General features: G+C 65.1%; 17 protein-coding genes. 12 read left to right on the forward strand and 5 right to left on the reverse strand.

Annotated elements, in window-relative coordinates:
- Positions 1-50: 50 nt before the first annotated feature.
- The gene (locus tag ACD578_RS20950; protein WP_404288165.1) at positions 51-1562 is read left to right on the forward strand and encodes an MFS transporter; all 1512 of its coding nucleotides are present in this window, start codon (positions 51-53) and stop codon (positions 1560-1562) included.
- Between the two features lie 120 nt (positions 1563-1682).
- A complete protein-coding gene (locus ACD578_RS20955) occupies positions 1683-2009 on the forward strand; it encodes a GYD domain-containing protein (RefSeq protein WP_404288167.1) in 327 nt (108 codons plus the stop codon).
- 111 nt (positions 2010-2120) lie between these two features.
- Here ACD578_RS20955 and ACD578_RS20960 read toward each other — a convergent pair whose 3' ends face one another.
- The 3 genes from ACD578_RS20960 to ACD578_RS20970 form a co-directional block, all read right to left on the reverse strand.
- Positions 2121-2903, reverse strand: coding sequence for a Bax inhibitor-1/YccA family protein (locus ACD578_RS20960; RefSeq protein ID WP_404288169.1), 783 nt, complete (start codon positions 2901-2903; stop codon positions 2121-2123).
- Between the two features lie 233 nt (positions 2904-3136).
- Entirely contained in the window at positions 3137-5725 is a 2589-nt protein-coding gene (locus ACD578_RS20965) for an ABC transporter permease (RefSeq protein ID WP_404288171.1), read from the reverse strand.
- 11 nt (positions 5726-5736) lie between these two features.
- Entirely contained in the window at positions 5737-6429 is a 693-nt protein-coding gene (locus ACD578_RS20970) for an ABC transporter ATP-binding protein (RefSeq protein WP_404293975.1), read from the reverse strand.
- 113 nt (positions 6430-6542) lie between these two features.
- Between ACD578_RS20970 and ACD578_RS20975 the strand changes: the two genes are divergently transcribed.
- From ACD578_RS20975 to ACD578_RS21005, 7 genes are all read left to right on the forward strand, one after another.
- Positions 6543-7163, forward strand: coding sequence for an arylesterase (locus ACD578_RS20975; RefSeq protein WP_404288173.1), 621 nt, complete (start codon positions 6543-6545; stop codon positions 7161-7163).
- Positions 7164-7228: 65 nt separating this feature from the next.
- Entirely contained in the window at positions 7229-8272 is a 1044-nt protein-coding gene (locus tag ACD578_RS20980) for an aldo/keto reductase (protein WP_404288175.1), read from the forward strand.
- 189 nt (positions 8273-8461) lie between these two features.
- The gene (gene thpR / locus ACD578_RS20985; protein ID WP_404288177.1) at positions 8462-8998 is read left to right on the forward strand and encodes an RNA 2',3'-cyclic phosphodiesterase; all 537 of its coding nucleotides are present in this window, start codon (positions 8462-8464) and stop codon (positions 8996-8998) included.
- 36 nt (positions 8999-9034) lie between these two features.
- Positions 9035-9625, forward strand: a complete 591-nt coding sequence (locus ACD578_RS20990) for a histidine phosphatase family protein (RefSeq protein ID WP_404288179.1) — start codon at positions 9035-9037, stop codon at positions 9623-9625.
- 200 nt (positions 9626-9825) lie between these two features.
- A complete protein-coding gene (locus tag ACD578_RS20995) occupies positions 9826-10842 on the forward strand; it encodes a YeiH family protein (protein WP_404288181.1) in 1017 nt (338 codons plus the stop codon).
- Between the two features lie 67 nt (positions 10843-10909).
- Positions 10910-11212, forward strand: a complete 303-nt coding sequence (locus ACD578_RS21000) for a 4a-hydroxytetrahydrobiopterin dehydratase (RefSeq protein WP_404288183.1) — start codon at positions 10910-10912, stop codon at positions 11210-11212.
- 3 nt (positions 11213-11215) lie between these two features.
- Positions 11216-11620 carry a GFA family protein gene (locus ACD578_RS21005; protein ID WP_404288185.1) on the forward strand — a complete coding sequence of 135 codons (405 nt, stop codon included), beginning with the start codon at positions 11216-11218 and terminating at the stop codon, positions 11618-11620.
- A gap of 92 nt (positions 11621-11712) precedes the next feature.
- On the opposite strand, the gene ACD578_RS21010 is transcribed toward ACD578_RS21005, so the two are convergent.
- Positions 11713-12498, reverse strand: a complete 786-nt coding sequence (locus tag ACD578_RS21010; RefSeq protein ID WP_404288187.1) for an SDR family NAD(P)-dependent oxidoreductase — start codon at positions 12496-12498, stop codon at positions 11713-11715.
- 80 nt (positions 12499-12578) lie between these two features.
- Here ACD578_RS21010 and ACD578_RS21015 point away from each other — a divergent pair, with 80 nt between their 5' ends.
- From ACD578_RS21015 to rlmN, 3 genes are all read left to right on the forward strand, one after another.
- Entirely contained in the window at positions 12579-12965 is a 387-nt protein-coding gene (locus tag ACD578_RS21015) for a YkvA family protein (RefSeq protein ID WP_404288189.1), read from the forward strand.
- 300 nt (positions 12966-13265) lie between these two features.
- Positions 13266-13970 carry a hypothetical protein gene (locus ACD578_RS21020; protein WP_404288191.1) on the forward strand — a complete coding sequence of 235 codons (705 nt, stop codon included), beginning with the start codon at positions 13266-13268 and terminating at the stop codon, positions 13968-13970.
- A 315-nt stretch (positions 13971-14285) separates the two neighbouring features.
- A complete protein-coding gene (gene rlmN, locus ACD578_RS21025; RefSeq protein ID WP_404288193.1) occupies positions 14286-15599 on the forward strand; it encodes a 23S rRNA (adenine(2503)-C(2))-methyltransferase RlmN in 1314 nt (437 codons plus the stop codon).
- Positions 15600-15757: 158 nt separating this feature from the next.
- On the opposite strand, the gene ACD578_RS21030 is transcribed toward rlmN, so the two are convergent.
- Positions 15758-16264, reverse strand: a complete 507-nt coding sequence (locus ACD578_RS21030; RefSeq protein ID WP_404288195.1) for a hypothetical protein — start codon at positions 16262-16264, stop codon at positions 15758-15760.
- Positions 16265-16336: the final 72 nt, after the last annotated feature.

Here is a 16336-nt window from a genome sequence, read left to right on the forward strand (position 1 = left end):
TTTCATCTCCCCTTTGCCTTAGCATGGGGCATCCTCAGAAAGGCTTGCGCGTGAACGAGCTCAGCCCAAGCAAGTCGCGGCCATACACCGCCTCCAGGACGCAGGTTTATGTGGTCTGGACCGCGATTCTGGCTTCCAGCATGGTTTTTGCCGATGGCGCCATCGTCACCGTCGCGATGCCGCAGATGCGCGAGAGCCTGCAGGCCTCCCTGTCCGAGATGCAATGGATCACCAATGCCTATGCGCTGACGCTGTCCGCGTTCCTGCTTCTCGGCGGTGCGGCCGGCGACGCCTACGGCCTGAGACGGATCTTCATGATCGGCATCGCCTTCTTCGGCCTGACCTCCCTATGGTGCGGCCTGTCCGGATCGGCCGGGATGCTGATTGCCGCCCGGGCCTTTCAGGGGATCGGCGGCGCCTTGCTGGTGCCGGGATCGCTCGCCCTGATCAGCGCTCATTTCCCGAAGGATGCGCGGGGCAAGGCCATCGGCACCTGGGCGGCGGCCTCCGGAATCGCCGCAGCCCTCGGGCCGATTCTCGGCGGCTGGCTCATCGATATCGGCCCCTGGCAGGCGATTTTCTGGATCAACGTCCCCACGGCCGCGCTGGCGCTCTGGCTGTGCTGGCGACATGTGCCGGAAAGCCCGGTGATGGCAGAGACTGCCATGGACTGGCTGGGTGCCATCCTGGCGGTCGCCGGGCTCGGTCTCCTCGCCTATGGGCTCACGGCGCTGGGCGAATGGGAAAGCCATCGGACCATCGCTATCCTGCTGACGCTCGCCGGTGCGACGGTCCTTGGCCTCTTCGTGCTGCACGAGAAGCGCAGTGCCGCTCCGATGATGCCGCTCGATCTGTTTCGCGTGTCCGCTTTCGCCAATGTCAATGCGCTGACCCTGCTGCTCTATTTCGCGCTCAGCGGCGCTTTGTTCTTCCTGCCGGCGGCGCTGATCGAGGCCCATGGCTATTCGGCCGCCAAGGCAGGCTCCGTGTTTCTGCCCTTCACCATCCTGATGGCCGTGCTCTCCCGGCTCGGCGGCGTGATGGCCGACCGGTTCGGCACCCGCATGCTCCTCACGATGGGTCCCCTCATCACGGCCTTGAGCTTCGCGCTTCTGGCTCCTGCCGTCCTTCATGGCGGCTACTGGTTCGCGGTGGTGCCGGTCATGGCTGTCATGGGGCTGGGCATGGGAATCACGATCGCGCCGCTGTCGACGACGGTGATGAATGCCGTGCCCGACGAGCGCATCGGCGTGGCCTCCGGGATCAACAACGCGATCTCCCGCGTCGCGGGGCTGATCGCCGTCGCAGGATTGGGCATCGCGGCCACGTTCGGATTTCGGCAGGCTGCGCTATGGGCAGCTCCGGAGATGGCGGATCTCTTCGCACGGGCGACCTTCGGCGCTCTCCCGCTAATATCGGCCTCGCCACCCGACGCCTCAAGGGAAATCTATGCCACGGCCATGATCGGCGGTTTCGGGCTGGTGGCCCTGATCTGCGCAGGTGCAGCCGTTGCGAGCGCCTATTTCGGCTATCGCTGCTCCGCGCCCTCGGGGCAGGCGTAAGTCCATGGTCTCGTGGCGTTGTGCGTTTGCTGATCCCGCATTTACAAATGACTCGCCGCTTTTGCGGTTTGAGCGTTAACTGCGTTCGCTGGGGCCAAACTCCGACGGACGAGGTGAGCCATGGCCATGTATCTTACGCGCTTCAGCTACACGCCCGAGACGTGGGCGCGCCTGATCCAAAACCCCGAGGACCGACGCGCGGCGGCTCGTTCGTACATCGAGTCGGTGGGCGGCAAGCTGCACGGGTTCTGGTACGCCTTCGGCGAACACGATGGCTGGAATCTATGGGAGGCTCCGGACAACGTGTCGATGGCGGCCGTTGTGCTTGCCATCGGCGCAGGAGGCGCGCTTCGCTCGAGCGAGACGACCGTCCTCCTCAGCGTGGAGGAACTGATGGACGCCCTCGGGAAGGCGAAGTCGGTCGGCTATCGCCCTCCGGGAGCCTAGAGCATTTTCGGCGAAGCGGAGCAGCGCCAGAGGTTCGCCAAGCCTATGCCCACGAAAACAAAAGCCCCGGCCTTTCGGCCGGAGCTTCGTGATCGTTCGATCCGCTCGTCCTTACTCGTTGCGGTTGCCCACGAGCGCGAGGAGGAACTGGAACATGTTGATGAAGTCCAGGTAGAGCGTCAGGGCGCCCAGCACGGAAGCCTTGCTGGCAGCCTCGGAGTCGAGGTTGCCGTACAGGTACATCTCCTTCAGCTTCTGCGTATCGTAGGCCGTCAGGCCTGCGAAGATCAGAACGCCGATCACGGAAATGCCGAACTGCAGCATGCTCGACGCGACGAAGATGTTCACGATCGAAGCCAGGATCAGGCCGACGAGGCCCATGATCAGGAACGAGCCCATGCCCGACAGGCTGCGGCGGGTGGTATAGCCCCACAGCGACAGCGCGCCGAAGGACGCGGCCGTGATGAAGAACACCTGCACGACGCTCGCGCCGGTGTAGCGGATGAGAAGCGTCGAGAGCGAAGCACCCATCACCGCCGCGAAGGCGAAGAAGGTGCCGCGGGCCGCAGCCGCCGACATCCGGTCCATGCGGAACGAGAAGAAGAAGATGAACGCCAGAGGCGCCAGCGCCACGACCCACATCAGGGGCGTGCCGTACAGAATCCGACCGAACTCAGTCAGGCCGACGCCGCCCATGCGGGCAACGGCCATCGACGGATCGCTGGTGACCGCCAGCATGTTCACGCCGAGCGCGACCAGGGCCGAGATGGCAAGGCCCAGGATCATGTTGTTGTAGACGCCGAGCATGAAGGTACGCAGGCCCTGGTCGACCTGTGCCTCCGTCCGGGCAAAGCCGGTGCCATAGGCGGTTTGGTTTTGCTCATACGGTTGCATCGGAGCCCTTTCTCACGGTGTCCCGTTGATGTTCCCTCGAAAGGCTGGGAAGTCAGCCCTCGGCCGGCGCAAGTTTTCGACGGCACCTGAAATATGAGAGGGCTGACTTCATTCCGCAAGGGGGAGCGCCAAGCTTCAAACCTTCGTGAAGAAGAAGAATGAAGAGCAGAATGAATGCTGCTCCTCGTCCGGCTTTCCGCGATCCTTTATAACGGCCCGAGCCGAGCTCGGCGTTAAAGACTTCTTAAGTATGAAGCTGGCTTTTGACTTAAGATCCGCCAGGTTCCCATCAGGCCTAATCCGACGCTCACGAGCACGGCGAGCAGAGATGCCAGCACGGCTCCCGAGAGATCTAAAGTAAAGCTTAGGTTCATGACCCGGGTGATGATGAAATAGGACGCGACCGTGCCGGCCAGCAGGCCGAACACGGCCGTGGCAAGGCCCAGCAGTCCATATTCGAGCGCATAGGCCGAGATCAGCCGGAACCGCGTGGCGCCCAGGGTCTTCAGCACCACCGCATCGTAGAGGCGCGCCCGGTGGCCCGCCGCCAGGGCGCCCGCGAGAACCAGGAGGCTTGCGATCAGCGCGATGGAACTGGCGCCGCGAATCGCCATGACGAGCTGCGAAACCACGTCGTTCACCGCCTCCAGCGCATCCTTCACCCGCACGCTCGTGACCATTGGGTAGGCCTGGGCGGAGCTTCTCAGGATACGGGCGTCGAGCGCCGCGTCCGAACCGTTCGGGAAGGTGACGGTGGCCAGATGCGTATGCGGCGCGCCGGCAAAGGCGTTGGGCGAGAACACCATGACGAAGTTGATGCCCATGGAGCGCCATTCGATCTCGCGCAGGTTGGCGATGGTGGCGCTGATGTTGCGCCCGAGCACATTGACGGTGATCTCGTCCCCGATCTTCAGCCCGAGACCTTCCGCGATCTTGCGGTCGAAGGAGACGAGCGGTCTGCCGCGATAATCCTCCGGCCACCACTCGCCCTGCACCACCTTCGAGCCTTCCGGCGGCGCCTTGGCATAGGTGATGCCGCGGTCGCCCTCCAGCACCCAGGACACGTCCTCGTTCGCCTTGATCTCGGCCACAGGCCGCCCGCCGAGCGTCACGAGGCGCCCGCGCATCATCGGCACACGCTCGATATGGGCCTCCGGGGCCTGGTTCTTGAGGAAGCCCTCGAAGGCATCCGCCTGCTGGTTGGGGATGTCGAGGAAGAAGAAGCTCGGCGCCCGCTCCGGCAGGCTCTGTGTCAGCTGACGGGTCAGGTTGGTGTCGATGAGCGCAAGGGTGACCAGCAACGTGATCCCGAGCCCCAGGGACAGCACCAGGGAGGGGGTGAGCGCACCAGGCCGGTGGATATTGGCAAGCGCGAGCCGCGGCGCGGTGCCGCGAGGACGCGGCAGGCGGCGGGCGAGCGCCATGATTCCCAGCGCGACGAGGCGCAGGAGCACGAAGGATCCGGCCGCCGCGCCCACGAACATCAGGGCGATGCGCCGGTCATAGGCGGCGAGCAGCGACAGCCCTACGAGGGCCGCGACGGACAGCAAGAGGGCCGTCAGGTAGCGTTTGCGCGGCCAGCGCCGCTCCGGGTCGATCTGATCGCGGAAGAGACCGGAGACCGGCACGTCATGGGCCCGTCCTAGGGGAGCGAGCGCGAAGACGAGGGCCGTGAGAACGCCGTAGAGCAGCGCGATGCCGAGCTCGCTCCAGGCGAGGGTCGGCTGGAGCGGGATCGGCAGGAGGTGTCCGAAGAGCCCGGTGATCACGAAGGGAAGCGCAGCCCCGAAGGCCAGGCCGATGCCGATGCCGACCAGCGCGATCAGCATCACCTGCGTGAGATAGAGCAGCACCACCTGCCCGCCGGGAGCGCCGAGGCTCTTCAAGGTGGCAATCGAAGCACGCTTGCGGTCGACGAAGCCGCGCACCGCATTGGCGACGCCCACGCCGCCGACGAGGAGCGCCGTCAAGCCGACGAGGGTGAGGAACTGGGTGAAGCGCTCGATATTGCGGGCAAAGCGCGGATCCGCGTTGAGGCGCGTGCGGATGTTCCAGCCGGCCTCGGGCAGGACGCGATTCGCCTCCGTGTCGATCCGCGTCAGCCCCTCTTCGGTCGATTGTTCCGGCGGCAGGGTCAGCCGGTACGTCCAGCGCACGAGGCTGCCCGGCTGCACGAGGCCGGTCGCCTGCAGGGCATCCTGCGAAAGCAGGAGCCGCGGCCCGAAGCCGATGCCGTCGGCGATCTTGTCGGGCTCGGAGACGAGACGCGCCCGCAATTCCACGTTGGCCGCGCCGACCGTGACGCGATCACCCACCTTCAGGTCGAGGCGAGCGAGGAGCGCCGGATCGACCGCGGCCCCGAAGGCGCCATTGCGCTCGGCGAAGAGATCGGCGGGGGCAAGCTGCGGATCGGTTTCGAGCATGCCGACATTGGGGTAGCCGCCGTCGACGGCCTTCATCTCCACGAGACCGGAGCCCTTCTCGCCGGCCACCGCCATGGCCCGCATGGTGGCAACGACGTTGACGCGGCCTTTCGATTCGAGGAACGCCCGCTCAGGCGCACCCGCCTCCCGCTGGAGCAGGGAGAAAGCCATGTCGCCGCCGAGAATCCGCCGGCCTTCGCGGGAAATCCCTTCGGTCAGCGAGCGGGACAGGGACGAGACGCTGGCAATCGCCGCCACGCCGAGCGCGATGCAGGCGAGAAAGATGCCGAACCCTCTCAGGCCGCCGCGCAATTCACGGAAAGCGAGGCGGAGCAGGAGGGGCAGGCGCGACGCGGATGCCGGGCGTCGCTGCGGCGTGGTGGGAAGGGAGCCGTGCATGACGAGCCCCCTCAAACCGCGACCGAGGCCGCGCCGGCCTCCACCTGCCCCGAGCGCAGGCGCACCATGCGATCGCAGAGGTGGGCGAGATTGAGATCGTGGGTCACGAGGACAAGGGTCGCACCCCGGTCGCGCTTCAGGGCAAAGAGCAGGTCGATGACGGACCCGCCCGTGTTCTCGTCGAGATTGCCCGTAGGCTCGTCCGCCACGAGAATGGCGGGATTGGGCACGATGGCCCGGGCGATCGCCACGCGCTGCTGCTCGCCGCCCGAAAGCTGCGCCGGATAATGGTGAAGGCGATGGCCCAGGCCCACCGCCTGCAGTTCCGCCTCGGCGCGCTCGAAGGCCTCATTTTCGCCGGCGAGTTCCAGGGGCAGCGCCACGTTCTCCAGCGCCGTCATGGTGGGTACGAGGTGGAAGGACTGGAACACGATGCCGATCCGCCGGCCGCGAAAACGAGCCAGCGCATCCTCATCCAGGCCCGACAGATCGGTGCCGTCGACGATCACCTTCCCCGAATCGGGACGCTCGAGCCCGGCCATGGTCATGAGCAGGGTCGACTTGCCCGAGCCCGAGGGCCCGATCAGGCCCACCGCCTCGCCTTTGTCGACGCTCAAGGAAATTCCTTTGAGAATATGCACCCGTGCGGGCCCGCGCCCGAGGCTCAAATCGACATCGTGCAGCGCGATGGCCTTGTCCTGCATACCCATTCACCCGATCTGTTGGAAAATCCGAAGCTACCCGGTTCTAGTCCGGCATAGATGGGAAGCCTATCGATGAAGCGCCAATCCGGCCCATTCATGACGATCATTTTTGCGTGTGCGGCGGTCCTCGCCGCCGTGATCGCCCCCTCCCCGCAGCCCAGTCGCAAGGCCAGCCGATCCGTCTCGTCGCGCTGGGCGACAGCCTGAGCGCCGGCTACAACCTGCCGCAGGAGGCCGCCTTTCCGGTGGCGTTGGAGCGCGCGCTCAAGGCCAAGGGCTACAAGGTGGAGATCGTCAATGCGGGCGTCTCCGGCGACACCTCCTCCGGCGGCCTCGACCGGCTCGACTGGTCCGTGCCCGACGGCACCGACGGGGTGATCCTGGAACTCGGCGCCAACGACATGCTGCGCGGCCTTGATCCGGCCGGGACCCGCAAGAACGTCGAGGCCATCGTCGAGCGCCTTAAAAGCCGCAACATCCCGGTGATGCTCGCGGGCATGTATGCCTCGCGCAATCTCGGGACGGAATATGTGCAGAAATTCGACAGCATCTATCCGGACATTGCGAAGAAGCACGACCTTGTGCTCTATCCCTTTTTCCTGGATGGAGTCGCCGGCGACCGGTCCCTCAACCTGCCCGACGGGATGCACCCGACGGCCAAGGGCGTCGAGATCATCGTCGAGCGCATCCTGCCCAGCGTCGAGAGCTTTCTCGCCCGCCTTTCTCAGCGCTGACCTAATTCAGCGCCTCATTCTCGCCTGAACGCGGCGGATCATGTCCCCGCGAGGAGCTTATGCCCATGGAATACCGCCGCCTCGGCCGCACGGACCTCAATGTCAGCCTCATCTGCCTTGGCACCATGACCTGGGGCCAGCAGAACACCGAGGCCGATGGCCACGCGCAGATGGATTATGCCCTCGAGCAGGGGATCAACTTCTTCGACACGGCCGAACTCTACTCGATCCCGCCCCGCCCCGAGACCCAAGGCTCCACCGAGCGGATCATCGGCTCATGGTTCAAGGCGCGGGGCAGCCGCGACAAGGTGATTCTGGCATCAAAAGTGATCGGCCGCTCCGACAGCACCTGGTACCGGGATGACGGCTCCAAGGGCGAACTCTCGCGCGCCCAGATCGAGGAGGCGGTGAACAAGAGCCTCAAGCGGCTCCAGACCGACTATATCGACCTCTACCAGATCCACTGGCCCGACCGCCCCATGCCCTGGGGCTCGAACCCGACGATCTTCCGCCACCAGGAAGGCCAATCCCACCCCATCGCCGAGACGGTCGAGATCATGACCGACCTGGTGAAGGCCGGGAAGATCCGCCATTTCGGCCTCTCCAACGAGAGCGCCTGGGGCACCATGACCTTCCTCAAGCACGCGGATGCCAAGGGCCAAGCCCGGGTGCAGTCGGTGCAGAACGCCTACAACCTCCTCAACCGCACCTATGAGGTCGCGCTGGCGGAGGTCACCATGCACGAGAATGTCAGCCTGCTCGCCTACTCGCCGCTGGCGCAAGGATATCTGACAGGCAAGTACCTCGACGGCGCACGCCCGCCGGGAGCGCGCACGACCCTGTTCAGCCGCGGCCAGCGCTACGAGAACCCGACCGCCGAGGCCGCCATCCGCAAATACATCGCGCTCGCGAAGGAATTCAGCCTGGATCCGGCCCAGATGGCCCTCGCCTTCGTCAATTCCCGTCCCTTCCTCACGTCGAACATCATCGGCGCGACCTCGATGGAGCAATTGAAGACGGATATCGCGTCGATCGACGTGACGATCACGCCGGAGCTGGAGGAGCGCATCAACGCGATCCATGTCGAGCACTGCAATCCCTGCCCGTAATTCACCCTCTCGCGTCATGGCCGTCCCCGGGCTCGATCCGGGGACGGCCATCCCGATCGGAACAGCGCGGCGCCTCGCCGATCGGGATCACCGGCACAAGGCCGGTGATGACGAGGAGGGTCTCTGATCGGAACAAACCCTTCTCACCAATCGTCTGAATCGACACCGGCAAGCCTCGGGAGGTGCCGTATGCCCCGTCTGTTCACCGGCATCGAGATTCCAGCCGAGATCGCCCTGGCCCTCTCGACGTTCCGCGGCGGCCTTCCCGGAGCGCGCTGGATCGATCCTGAAAACTATCACCTCACCCTGCGTTTCATCGGCGATATCGACGACCGCATGGCGGACGATGTCTATTCGGCCCTTGGGGAGAGGCGCCAACGCACTCCGCTCACCGTCACCATCGACGGGCTCGACACCTTCGGCGGCGGGAAGCCCCGCGCCGTCTTCGCCCGCACCTCCGGCAATGGCGAATTGAACGAGCTGCAGGCGGAGCAGGAACGACTGCTGCGCCAGATCGGCCTGCCCCCGGAGACACGCAAGTTCACGCCGCACGTGACGCTGGCTCGCCTGCGCAACGTCTCGCCCATCGATGTTGCAGACTACATCGCGACCCGAGGCCATTTCCCGAAGCTGACCTTCACGGCCGACTGCTTCGTTCTGTACTCCTCCCGGAACTCCGTCGGCGGCGGGCCTTACATCATCGAGGCAGCCTATCCCTTGAGCTAACTCGACGCGCGGGCGTGGGAAGGTTACATCGCGTCCATGGCTTCGCTCGTCTTCATCACCCATCCCGAAGTGGTCATCGATCCCGACCACCCCATCACCGAATGGCCTCTGAATGCCACCGGCCGCTCCCGCATGGAGCGTTTCGCCGGGCTGCTCGCGGACAGGGACGTCTCTGCCGTCTATGCCAGCACCGAGCGGAAAGCGCGGGACGGTGCCGCCATCGTGGCGGAGAGCCTCGGCCTCTCCGATCGGACCGACGAGGATTTGGGCGAGAACGACCGTTCCGCCACGGGCTACATCGCGCCGCCGGAATTCTGGGACGTGGTGCGCGAGTTCTTCGGCCGCCCGCATGAGAGCATCCGCGGCTGGGAGCGCGCCGTCGACGCGCAGACGCGCATCGTGAATGCCGTCAGCCGGATCCTGCGGGAGGACGAGACCTCCGGCGATATCGTCATCGTCTCCCACGGGGCGGTCGGATGCCTGCTCACGGCACACCTGCAGAAGGTCGAAATCGGGAAGGAGAGCCGTCCTCGACATCCGGGCGGCGGCTGCTTCATCGTCATCGACCGTCATTCGTTCACGCTGACGCAGGATTGGCGCGCCATCGAGGACGGATTTGCGGATTGAGGAAGTTCTCCTCATGCTGCGGTTCCCATCGCCGTCATGGCCTGTCTTGTCCCGGCCATCCCGTTTCTGTGAGGCACGGCGCTTCATGCAAGCGGGATCACCGGCACGAGGCCGGTGATGACAATGTGAGTTTCGCGCTTGCATCCTGCCGGCCTTGAGACTAGCCCCTGAGCCAGGGGCCTGAAGCAGAACGACTTTCCATGATCCGTAACCGCATCGCGCAACTGGCGCCCGGCATAGCCTTGTGCGCAGCGATCGCGCTTGCCGCGATGGGCCTGCAATGGGTCGAGGAGCACTGGGCCGGCCGGCCGTGGCTGGAGGCGCTCGTCATCGCGATCCTGCTCGGCACCGTCGTGAGGACCCTTTGGACGCCCGACAGGCGCTGGGGTCCCGGCATCGGCTTCTCCGCCAGGACCCTGCTCGAGATCGCCGTGATGCTTTTGGGCGCCTCGATCAGCTTTCAGGCCGTTCTCGATGCAGGTCTTGGCCTCATCCTCGGCATTGCCGTCGTGGTGGTGCTGGCCATCGGGGCGAGCTACGGGCTCGGCCGATGGCTCGGCCTGCCGAAGCGCATGGCGATGCTGGTCGCCTGCGGCAACTCGATCTGCGGCAATTCGGCGATTGCCGCCGTGGCGCCTGTCATCGGAGCGAAGCCGGAGGACGTGGCTTCCTCCATTGCGTTCACGGCTATTCTCGGCGTGATCGTCGTGCTCACCCTCCCCCTGCTGGTGCCGCTCCTCGACCTGTCGGTGACCCAATACGGCGTGCTCGCGGGGCTCACGGTCTATGCGGTACCCCAGGTGCTGGCCGCCACCGTGCCGGTGAGCCTCGTCAGCACGCAGCTCGGCACCCTGGTGAAGCTCGTGCGCGTGCTGATGCTGGGGCCGGTGGTGATCGCGCTGTCGCTCGTCGCAGGCCACGGAAGAAAGAACGCGAAGCCGAGCCTGTCCTGGAACCGGCTCGTACCCTGGTTCATCATTGGCTTCCTGAGCCTCGCAGTGCTGCGTTCCCTCGGCGCCGTTCCCGAGGCGATCCTGCAGGTCATCGTGCCGACGGCAACGCTCCTGACCGTCATTTCCATGGCGGCATTGGGCCTCGGCGTCGATCTCAGGGTCCTGAAAAGTGTCGGCGCCCGGGTGACGCTCGCCGTGACGCTCTCGCTCCTGGTGCTGATCGCGATCAGCTTGAGCCTCATTCGGCTCCTCGGCATCGCATGAGGCCTTGAAACCTCGCCCTGCCGCTTCATCACTAAGGCGACCCTTGTCCTCACGATGAAGTGCGCTCATGCCTCGCCTGACCGAAACCGAACGTTCCGAACTCCTGCCGGCCCTCGATGGCTGGGCGCTCGTCGAAGGCCGCGACGCCATCCATAAACGCTTCGTCTTCGACGATTTCAACGCGGCCTTCGGCTGGATGACCCGCGTCGCGCTCGTGGCCGAGGCCATGAATCACCACCCGGAATGGTCGAATACCTACAACAAGGTCGAGGTGACGCTCGCCACCCATGACGCCAAGGGTCTGACGCGCCGCGACATCGAACTGGCACAGCGCATGGACCAGATGACGACAGGAATGGTAAAGCGATAGACCATGACCGAGACCCGCATCCGGACGGGCGGCTGTGCCTGCGGGCAGCTGACCTTCAGGACCCGAGGCGAGCCGAAGCGCGTGGGGCTCTGCCATTGCATGACCTGCCGCAAGATCAGCGGCGCGCCCTTCAACGCCTATGTGATCTTCGCCATCGATCAGGTGACGATCTCAGGCGACTTTCGGGGCTGGTCCGCCACGCCGGAATCCGAGCGCTGCTTCTGCACTTCGTGCGGCTCGCAGGTCTTTGACCGGGACTCCGACACCGAGATCGAAATCAAGCTCGGGGCCTTCGACGAGCCCAACCTTTTCACGCCGACCTATGAAGCCTGGGCCAAGCGTCGAGAGCACTGGCTCCGCACCCCGGATCTCGAGAGCTTTCCCGAGAACCGGGGCAAAGCGTCGTGAAAGGCCACTTTCTATTCTCAACCTCATCCTGGAGGAGCCTGCGCAGCAGGCGTCTCGAAGGAGGGCTCATTGATGCACCAATGCTGGAGTTCCTATTTCGGCTGCATGCGCAACGCGCCGTCGAGACGGATGCCCTCGCCGTTGAGCATGTCGTTCTCGATGATGGCCTTCACCAGCGTGGCATATTCCTCGGGGCGGCCGAGGCGCGAGGGGAACGGCACGTTGGCTTCGAGCGCCTTGCGGTAATCCTCCGCGATGCCCTCGAACAGAGGCGTGTGGAACAGGCCGGGCATGATCGTCATCACGCGGATGCCGAAGCCGGACAGGTCGCGGGCGACGGGAAGCGTCAGTCCCAGTACGCCGCCCTTGGAGGCAGCGTAGGCGGCCTGCCCGATCTGCCCGTCCTGCGCGGCCACCGACGACGTGTTGACGATGACGCCGCGCCCGCCGTCGGGTGTCACCGGGTCGAGCCCGGCTATCGCCGTGGCGCATTTCGCGATCATGGCATAGGTGCCGATCAGATTGATCTCGACCGCGCGGCGGAAGCTTGCCACGTCGTGCGGGATCAGCTCGCCCGTTTCGCGTTTCTTCGAGACCGTGCGCCTGCCCGGCGCAATGCCGGCGCAATTGACGAGAACGCGCTCGATGCCGTTGGCGGCGCGGGACGCGGCAAGGGCCGAATCGATGGAAGCCTCGTCCGTGACGTCGGCCTTGCAGAAGACCGCCCCGATGTCCCGGGCAACCTCCTCGCCGCGCTCGGCGTTCATATCGAGGATGGCGACCTTTGCGCCGTTGGAGGCAAGCATGCGCGCCGTGGCCTCGCCGAGGCCCGAGGCGCCTCCCGTGACGATGGCTGCCATCAATTTGTCGAGCTTCATCGCTTTTCTCCCACTCTCTGGAGACCTCTTAAGCTATCCTCGACGCAACGGGAACGCAGACCATGGAAGGAGCAGATTACATGAGCGAACCCTTCACGAAGCCTTTTACCAAGGCCGAGATGGAGGCCATGCGCATGGCGACCCGTGACGAGGAGGGCCTGAAGCGTCGGTTCTGGGACAAGCTGAAGCGGGTTGCCGGCAAGGTTCCCTTCGCGGAAGACCTCGTGGCCGCCTTCTTCTGCGCCACGGATCCATCGACGCGGGGCCGCGTGAGGCTCATCCTCCTCGGAGCCATCGCCTACTTCGTGTTTCCTGCGGATGCAGTCACCGACCTTCTGCCCCTGTTCGGCTTTGCCGACGACGCCGCTGTTCTGGCAGCCGCCATCAGCCAGGTGGCCGGTTCCATTACGGAAGAGCACAAGGAAAGGGCGCGGAATGCCCTGAGGGATGCGACCGGACGAGGCTAATGCCGTCTTGGAAGGATTCTATTCAGGAGAAAGAATATTGACTTATTGCAATGTTATTATAATTGCCGTAAAGATGTCTTGTTCGCAAAAAAGTTATTTCGTTTCCTCGGGCTTTTAAAGACGAACAAGCTTTTCAAAACACCTCTGGGCCGCTTCGGCGGCCCTTTTTATTGGGCTGCGGTTCAGCTGCAACCGCCATGCTTGTCCCACCGCCACGTTTCGACGCATCGCCAATTCCCTGGCGCAGCCTTAACGGAGATGGTGAAGAGTTCTTAACCATCCGCCTATATGGTCCGCCCCATGATTACTGCATCTCTCCAGCGCGGCATCGCCGCGGGCATCCTTTCCGCCATTTTCGCCATCGGAACCGGGCCTGCAGTTCTGGCTCAGTCCCAGCGTGGGCAGCAATCGACGCGGCCCGCCGCAGCCAAACCGGCGCCGACGGCAAAGCCCAAGCCTGCGACGACGGGGACCAATGCGGCCAAGCCCGCAGCGGCAGGAGCCGCAGCTGGCGCGTCGGCGGCCAGTGCCGCAAGGCCGGCCCAGGCGGCGACGGGCCCGGGCGGCGCTTCGCTCCTCACCTCCTATGGCGACTGGGGCGTCTATACGGCTCAGACCGGCCGATCAAAGATCTGCTATGCCCTGAGCCAGCCCAAGGACAGGCTGCCGAAGAACGTGAACCGGGATCCGGCCTATCTCTTCGTGTCCTTCCGCCCGGCGGAGAACGTGAAGAACGAGGTCGCCCTGGTGCTCGGCTTCGCCGCCAAGGAGAACGGCCCGGCGGAAGCCGCCATCGGCAATGCATCCTATGCTCTGATCGCCAAGGCGACGAATGCCTGGCTCAAAAACCCCGCCGAGGAAGGTCAGGCCATCGCCACCATGGCACGCAGCGGAACCGTGACCGTGAAGATGCAATCGGCCCGCGGCTCGAGCCTGACGGACCGCTACTCCCTCACCGGCTTCGGCAAAGCTTTGGAGCACGCCCGCAAGGAATGCGCTTCTTAAAGGCTTGGCTCTCGTTGTCGTTTACCCAAGCCCCCTCCTGAGGGCCGCCGAAGGCGGCGTCTCGAAGGACGAGGGCGCCTCCAGCGCACTCTGGATCCTCCGTCGAGACGCCTGCCGCGCAGGCTCCTCAGGATGAGGTGAGAGTTTTACATGCGAAACTCTAAGGGCGAGGCATCGCCCGCACCGTTGAAAATGACGGCCTCGATGCGCATGTTCCGGGCCTGAAAGCCCGGAATTTTGCGTTGCGAGGCTCACGTTTCCGACGCAATCGTGTTATAGGACCCGCTCATTCCCAACAACGAGGCTGAATTTCCCATGGCGACGGTGCTCGACATCGCCAAGCGTAACCCCAATGCGGCCCCCGTGGCCGTGAGCGATGCCGCGCGCGCGGCCGGGTTCATCGAAAAGAAAGCGGAGCTGAACGTGGCGGCGGGAGCAGCCCCCGGCGGCGCTTCGCTCATCGGCCTTACGCGCGACCAGCTCAAGGATTCGCTTTCCGCCATCGGCGTGCCCGAGCGCGAGCTCAAGATGCGCGTCGCCCAGCTCTGGCACTGGATCTATTTCCGCGGGGCGAAAGACTTCGCCGAGATGACCAATATGGGCAAGGAGCTGCGCGCCAAGCTGGCGGCCGCTTATACGCTTGCCCGCCCGCAGGTCGTGTCCGAGCAGGTGTCGAAAGACGGCACCCGCAAGTGGCTCATCCGCATGCCCTCCACCGGCCCGCTCGACAAGGGCGCGGAGATCGAGTGCGTGTACATTCCGGAAGTCGACCGTGGCACGCTCTGCGTGTCGAGCCAGGTCGGCTGCACGCTCACCTGCTCCTTCTGCCACACGGGCACCCAGCGCCTCGTGCGCAACCTGACCTCGGCCGAGATCGTGGCGCAGCTCATCGTCGCCCGCGATTCCATCGGCGACTGGCCCGACGCCACCCCGCCGGAAGGCGCGTTCGTGCCCAACGACGGCGGACGATTCGTGTCCAACATCGTGTTCATGGGCATGGGCGAGCCGCTCTACAACATCGGTGACGTGATCGCCGCCATCGACGTGATGTCGGATGGCGAGGGTCTGACCCTGTCCCGCCGGCGCATCACCGTCTCCACCTCCGGCGTCGTGCCGCAGATGGAGCGTCTGGGTGCGCAAGCGAACACCATGCTGGCGATCTCGCTCCATGCGGTGCGCGACGAGTTGCGCGACGAACTGGTGCCGATCAACCGCAAATACGACATCAAGCAGTTGCTCGACGCCTGCCGCGCCTATCCCGGCCTGTCGAACGCGCGCCGCATCACGTTCGAATACGTGATGCTGAAAGGCGTCAACGACTCGGATGCGGACGCCCGCGAGCTGGTGCGTCTGCTGAAGGGCATTCCGGCGAAGATCAACCTGATCCCGTTCAATCCCTGGCCCGGCTCAAAATACGAGTGCTCGGACTGGGAGCGGATCGAGCGCTTCTCCGAGATCGTCTACCGCGCAGGCTACGCCTCGCCCGTCCGCACCCCGCGCGGCCGCGACATCCTCGCCGCCTGCGGCCAGCTCAAGAGCGAGACCGAAAAGCTGCGCGCCCGCGCCCGCATGATGGCCGAACAGGGCATCGGGGCCGAAGGCGTCTATGCCCTGGGGGACGGGGAGTAGCGCCCCGACTTTCCACGCCTCCGCTCAGAAGAGATCATACCTCTCCTCGTCATGGCCGGGCTTGTCCCGGCCATCCCAATCGGAAAAACGTGACGCTTCAATTCATCGGGATCACCGGCACAAGGCCGGTGATGACGGAAGAGGAAGCGGAGCATCCCCTAAGCATTGTCCCGCACCGCCTGCGCGCGTTTGCCCGCCTGCGAGACGCGCCCGGCGTCCATGGGATTGACGATCCGCTCGCGGCGGGTGCTCGGGTTCTTGCGCATGCCGGTCCGGGGCGTCCGTCCGGAACCGGGACGCTCCGCGGCCTCTGCGCCCTGCCGCAGGAGCAACGCACGGCGGGCGTTCGTCCGGAATTCGTCCGCTTTCCGGTGCATGCGCTCGCTGTTGATCCGGGTCAGGGCCTCGCCCAGGATGCCCGCCTTCTGACGGTTGCCGGCATCCTGCTTCTCGAAGGTCGTGGCCTGCCGGCCCTTGCCGCGGACGTCGCGGCGCTGGCGATGGGCGATGTCCCGGGCCCGGTCGCGCCGCTCCCGCAGGCGCTGGGTCAGGTCCTTGAGCGCCGCATCCTCCAACTTGCCCAGCACGGGATAATGGGTCTGCTCGACGAGGGTATATTCCTCGTCGCTCATGAGCCGTCGCTCGTCCAGCTTCGACGTGGCCATGGCGTCCTCCTCCTGCATGGATGCCCGCCGCCCTGTTCCTTAACTAGAGCATTTTTCGGCGAAGCGGCTCCG

The sequence above is a fragment of the Microvirga sp. RSM25 genome (genome assembly GCF_044784385.1).
GTDB lineage: Bacteria > Pseudomonadota > Alphaproteobacteria > Rhizobiales > Beijerinckiaceae > Microvirga > Microvirga tunisiensis.

Bases quoted from the DNA above. Each gene is read 5' to 3' on its own strand.
- ACD578_RS20955 (WP_404288167.1), top strand. From the start codon at position 1,683: ATGGCCATGTATCTTACGCGCTTCAGCTACACGCCCGAGACGTGGGCG.
- ACD578_RS20960 (WP_404288169.1), bottom strand. From the start codon at position 2,903: ATGCAACCGTATGAGCAAAACCAAACCGCCTATGGCACCGGCTTTGCC.
- ACD578_RS20965 (WP_404288171.1), bottom strand. From the start codon at position 5,725: ATGCACGGCTCCCTTCCCACCACGCCGCAGCGACGCCCGGCATCCGCG.
- ACD578_RS20970 (WP_404293975.1), bottom strand. From the start codon at position 6,429: ATGCAGGACAAGGCCATCGCGCTGCACGATGTCGATTTGAGCCTCGGG.
- ACD578_RS20980 (WP_404288175.1), top strand. From the start codon at position 7,229: ATGGAATACCGCCGCCTCGGCCGCACGGACCTCAATGTCAGCCTCATC.
- thpR (WP_404288177.1), top strand. From the start codon at position 8,462: ATGCCCCGTCTGTTCACCGGCATCGAGATTCCAGCCGAGATCGCCCTG.
- ACD578_RS20990 (WP_404288179.1), top strand. From the start codon at position 9,035: ATGGCTTCGCTCGTCTTCATCACCCATCCCGAAGTGGTCATCGATCCC.
- ACD578_RS20995 (WP_404288181.1), top strand. From the start codon at position 9,826: ATGATCCGTAACCGCATCGCGCAACTGGCGCCCGGCATAGCCTTGTGC.
- ACD578_RS21000 (WP_404288183.1), top strand. From the start codon at position 10,910: ATGCCTCGCCTGACCGAAACCGAACGTTCCGAACTCCTGCCGGCCCTC.
- ACD578_RS21005 (WP_404288185.1), top strand. From the start codon at position 11,216: ATGACCGAGACCCGCATCCGGACGGGCGGCTGTGCCTGCGGGCAGCTG.
- ACD578_RS21010 (WP_404288187.1), bottom strand. From the start codon at position 12,498: ATGAAGCTCGACAAATTGATGGCAGCCATCGTCACGGGAGGCGCCTCG.
- ACD578_RS21015 (WP_404288189.1), top strand. From the start codon at position 12,579: ATGAGCGAACCCTTCACGAAGCCTTTTACCAAGGCCGAGATGGAGGCC.
- ACD578_RS21020 (WP_404288191.1), top strand. From the start codon at position 13,266: ATGATTACTGCATCTCTCCAGCGCGGCATCGCCGCGGGCATCCTTTCC.
- rlmN (WP_404288193.1), top strand. From the start codon at position 14,286: ATGGCGACGGTGCTCGACATCGCCAAGCGTAACCCCAATGCGGCCCCC.
- ACD578_RS21030 (WP_404288195.1), bottom strand. From the start codon at position 16,264: ATGGCCACGTCGAAGCTGGACGAGCGACGGCTCATGAGCGACGAGGAA.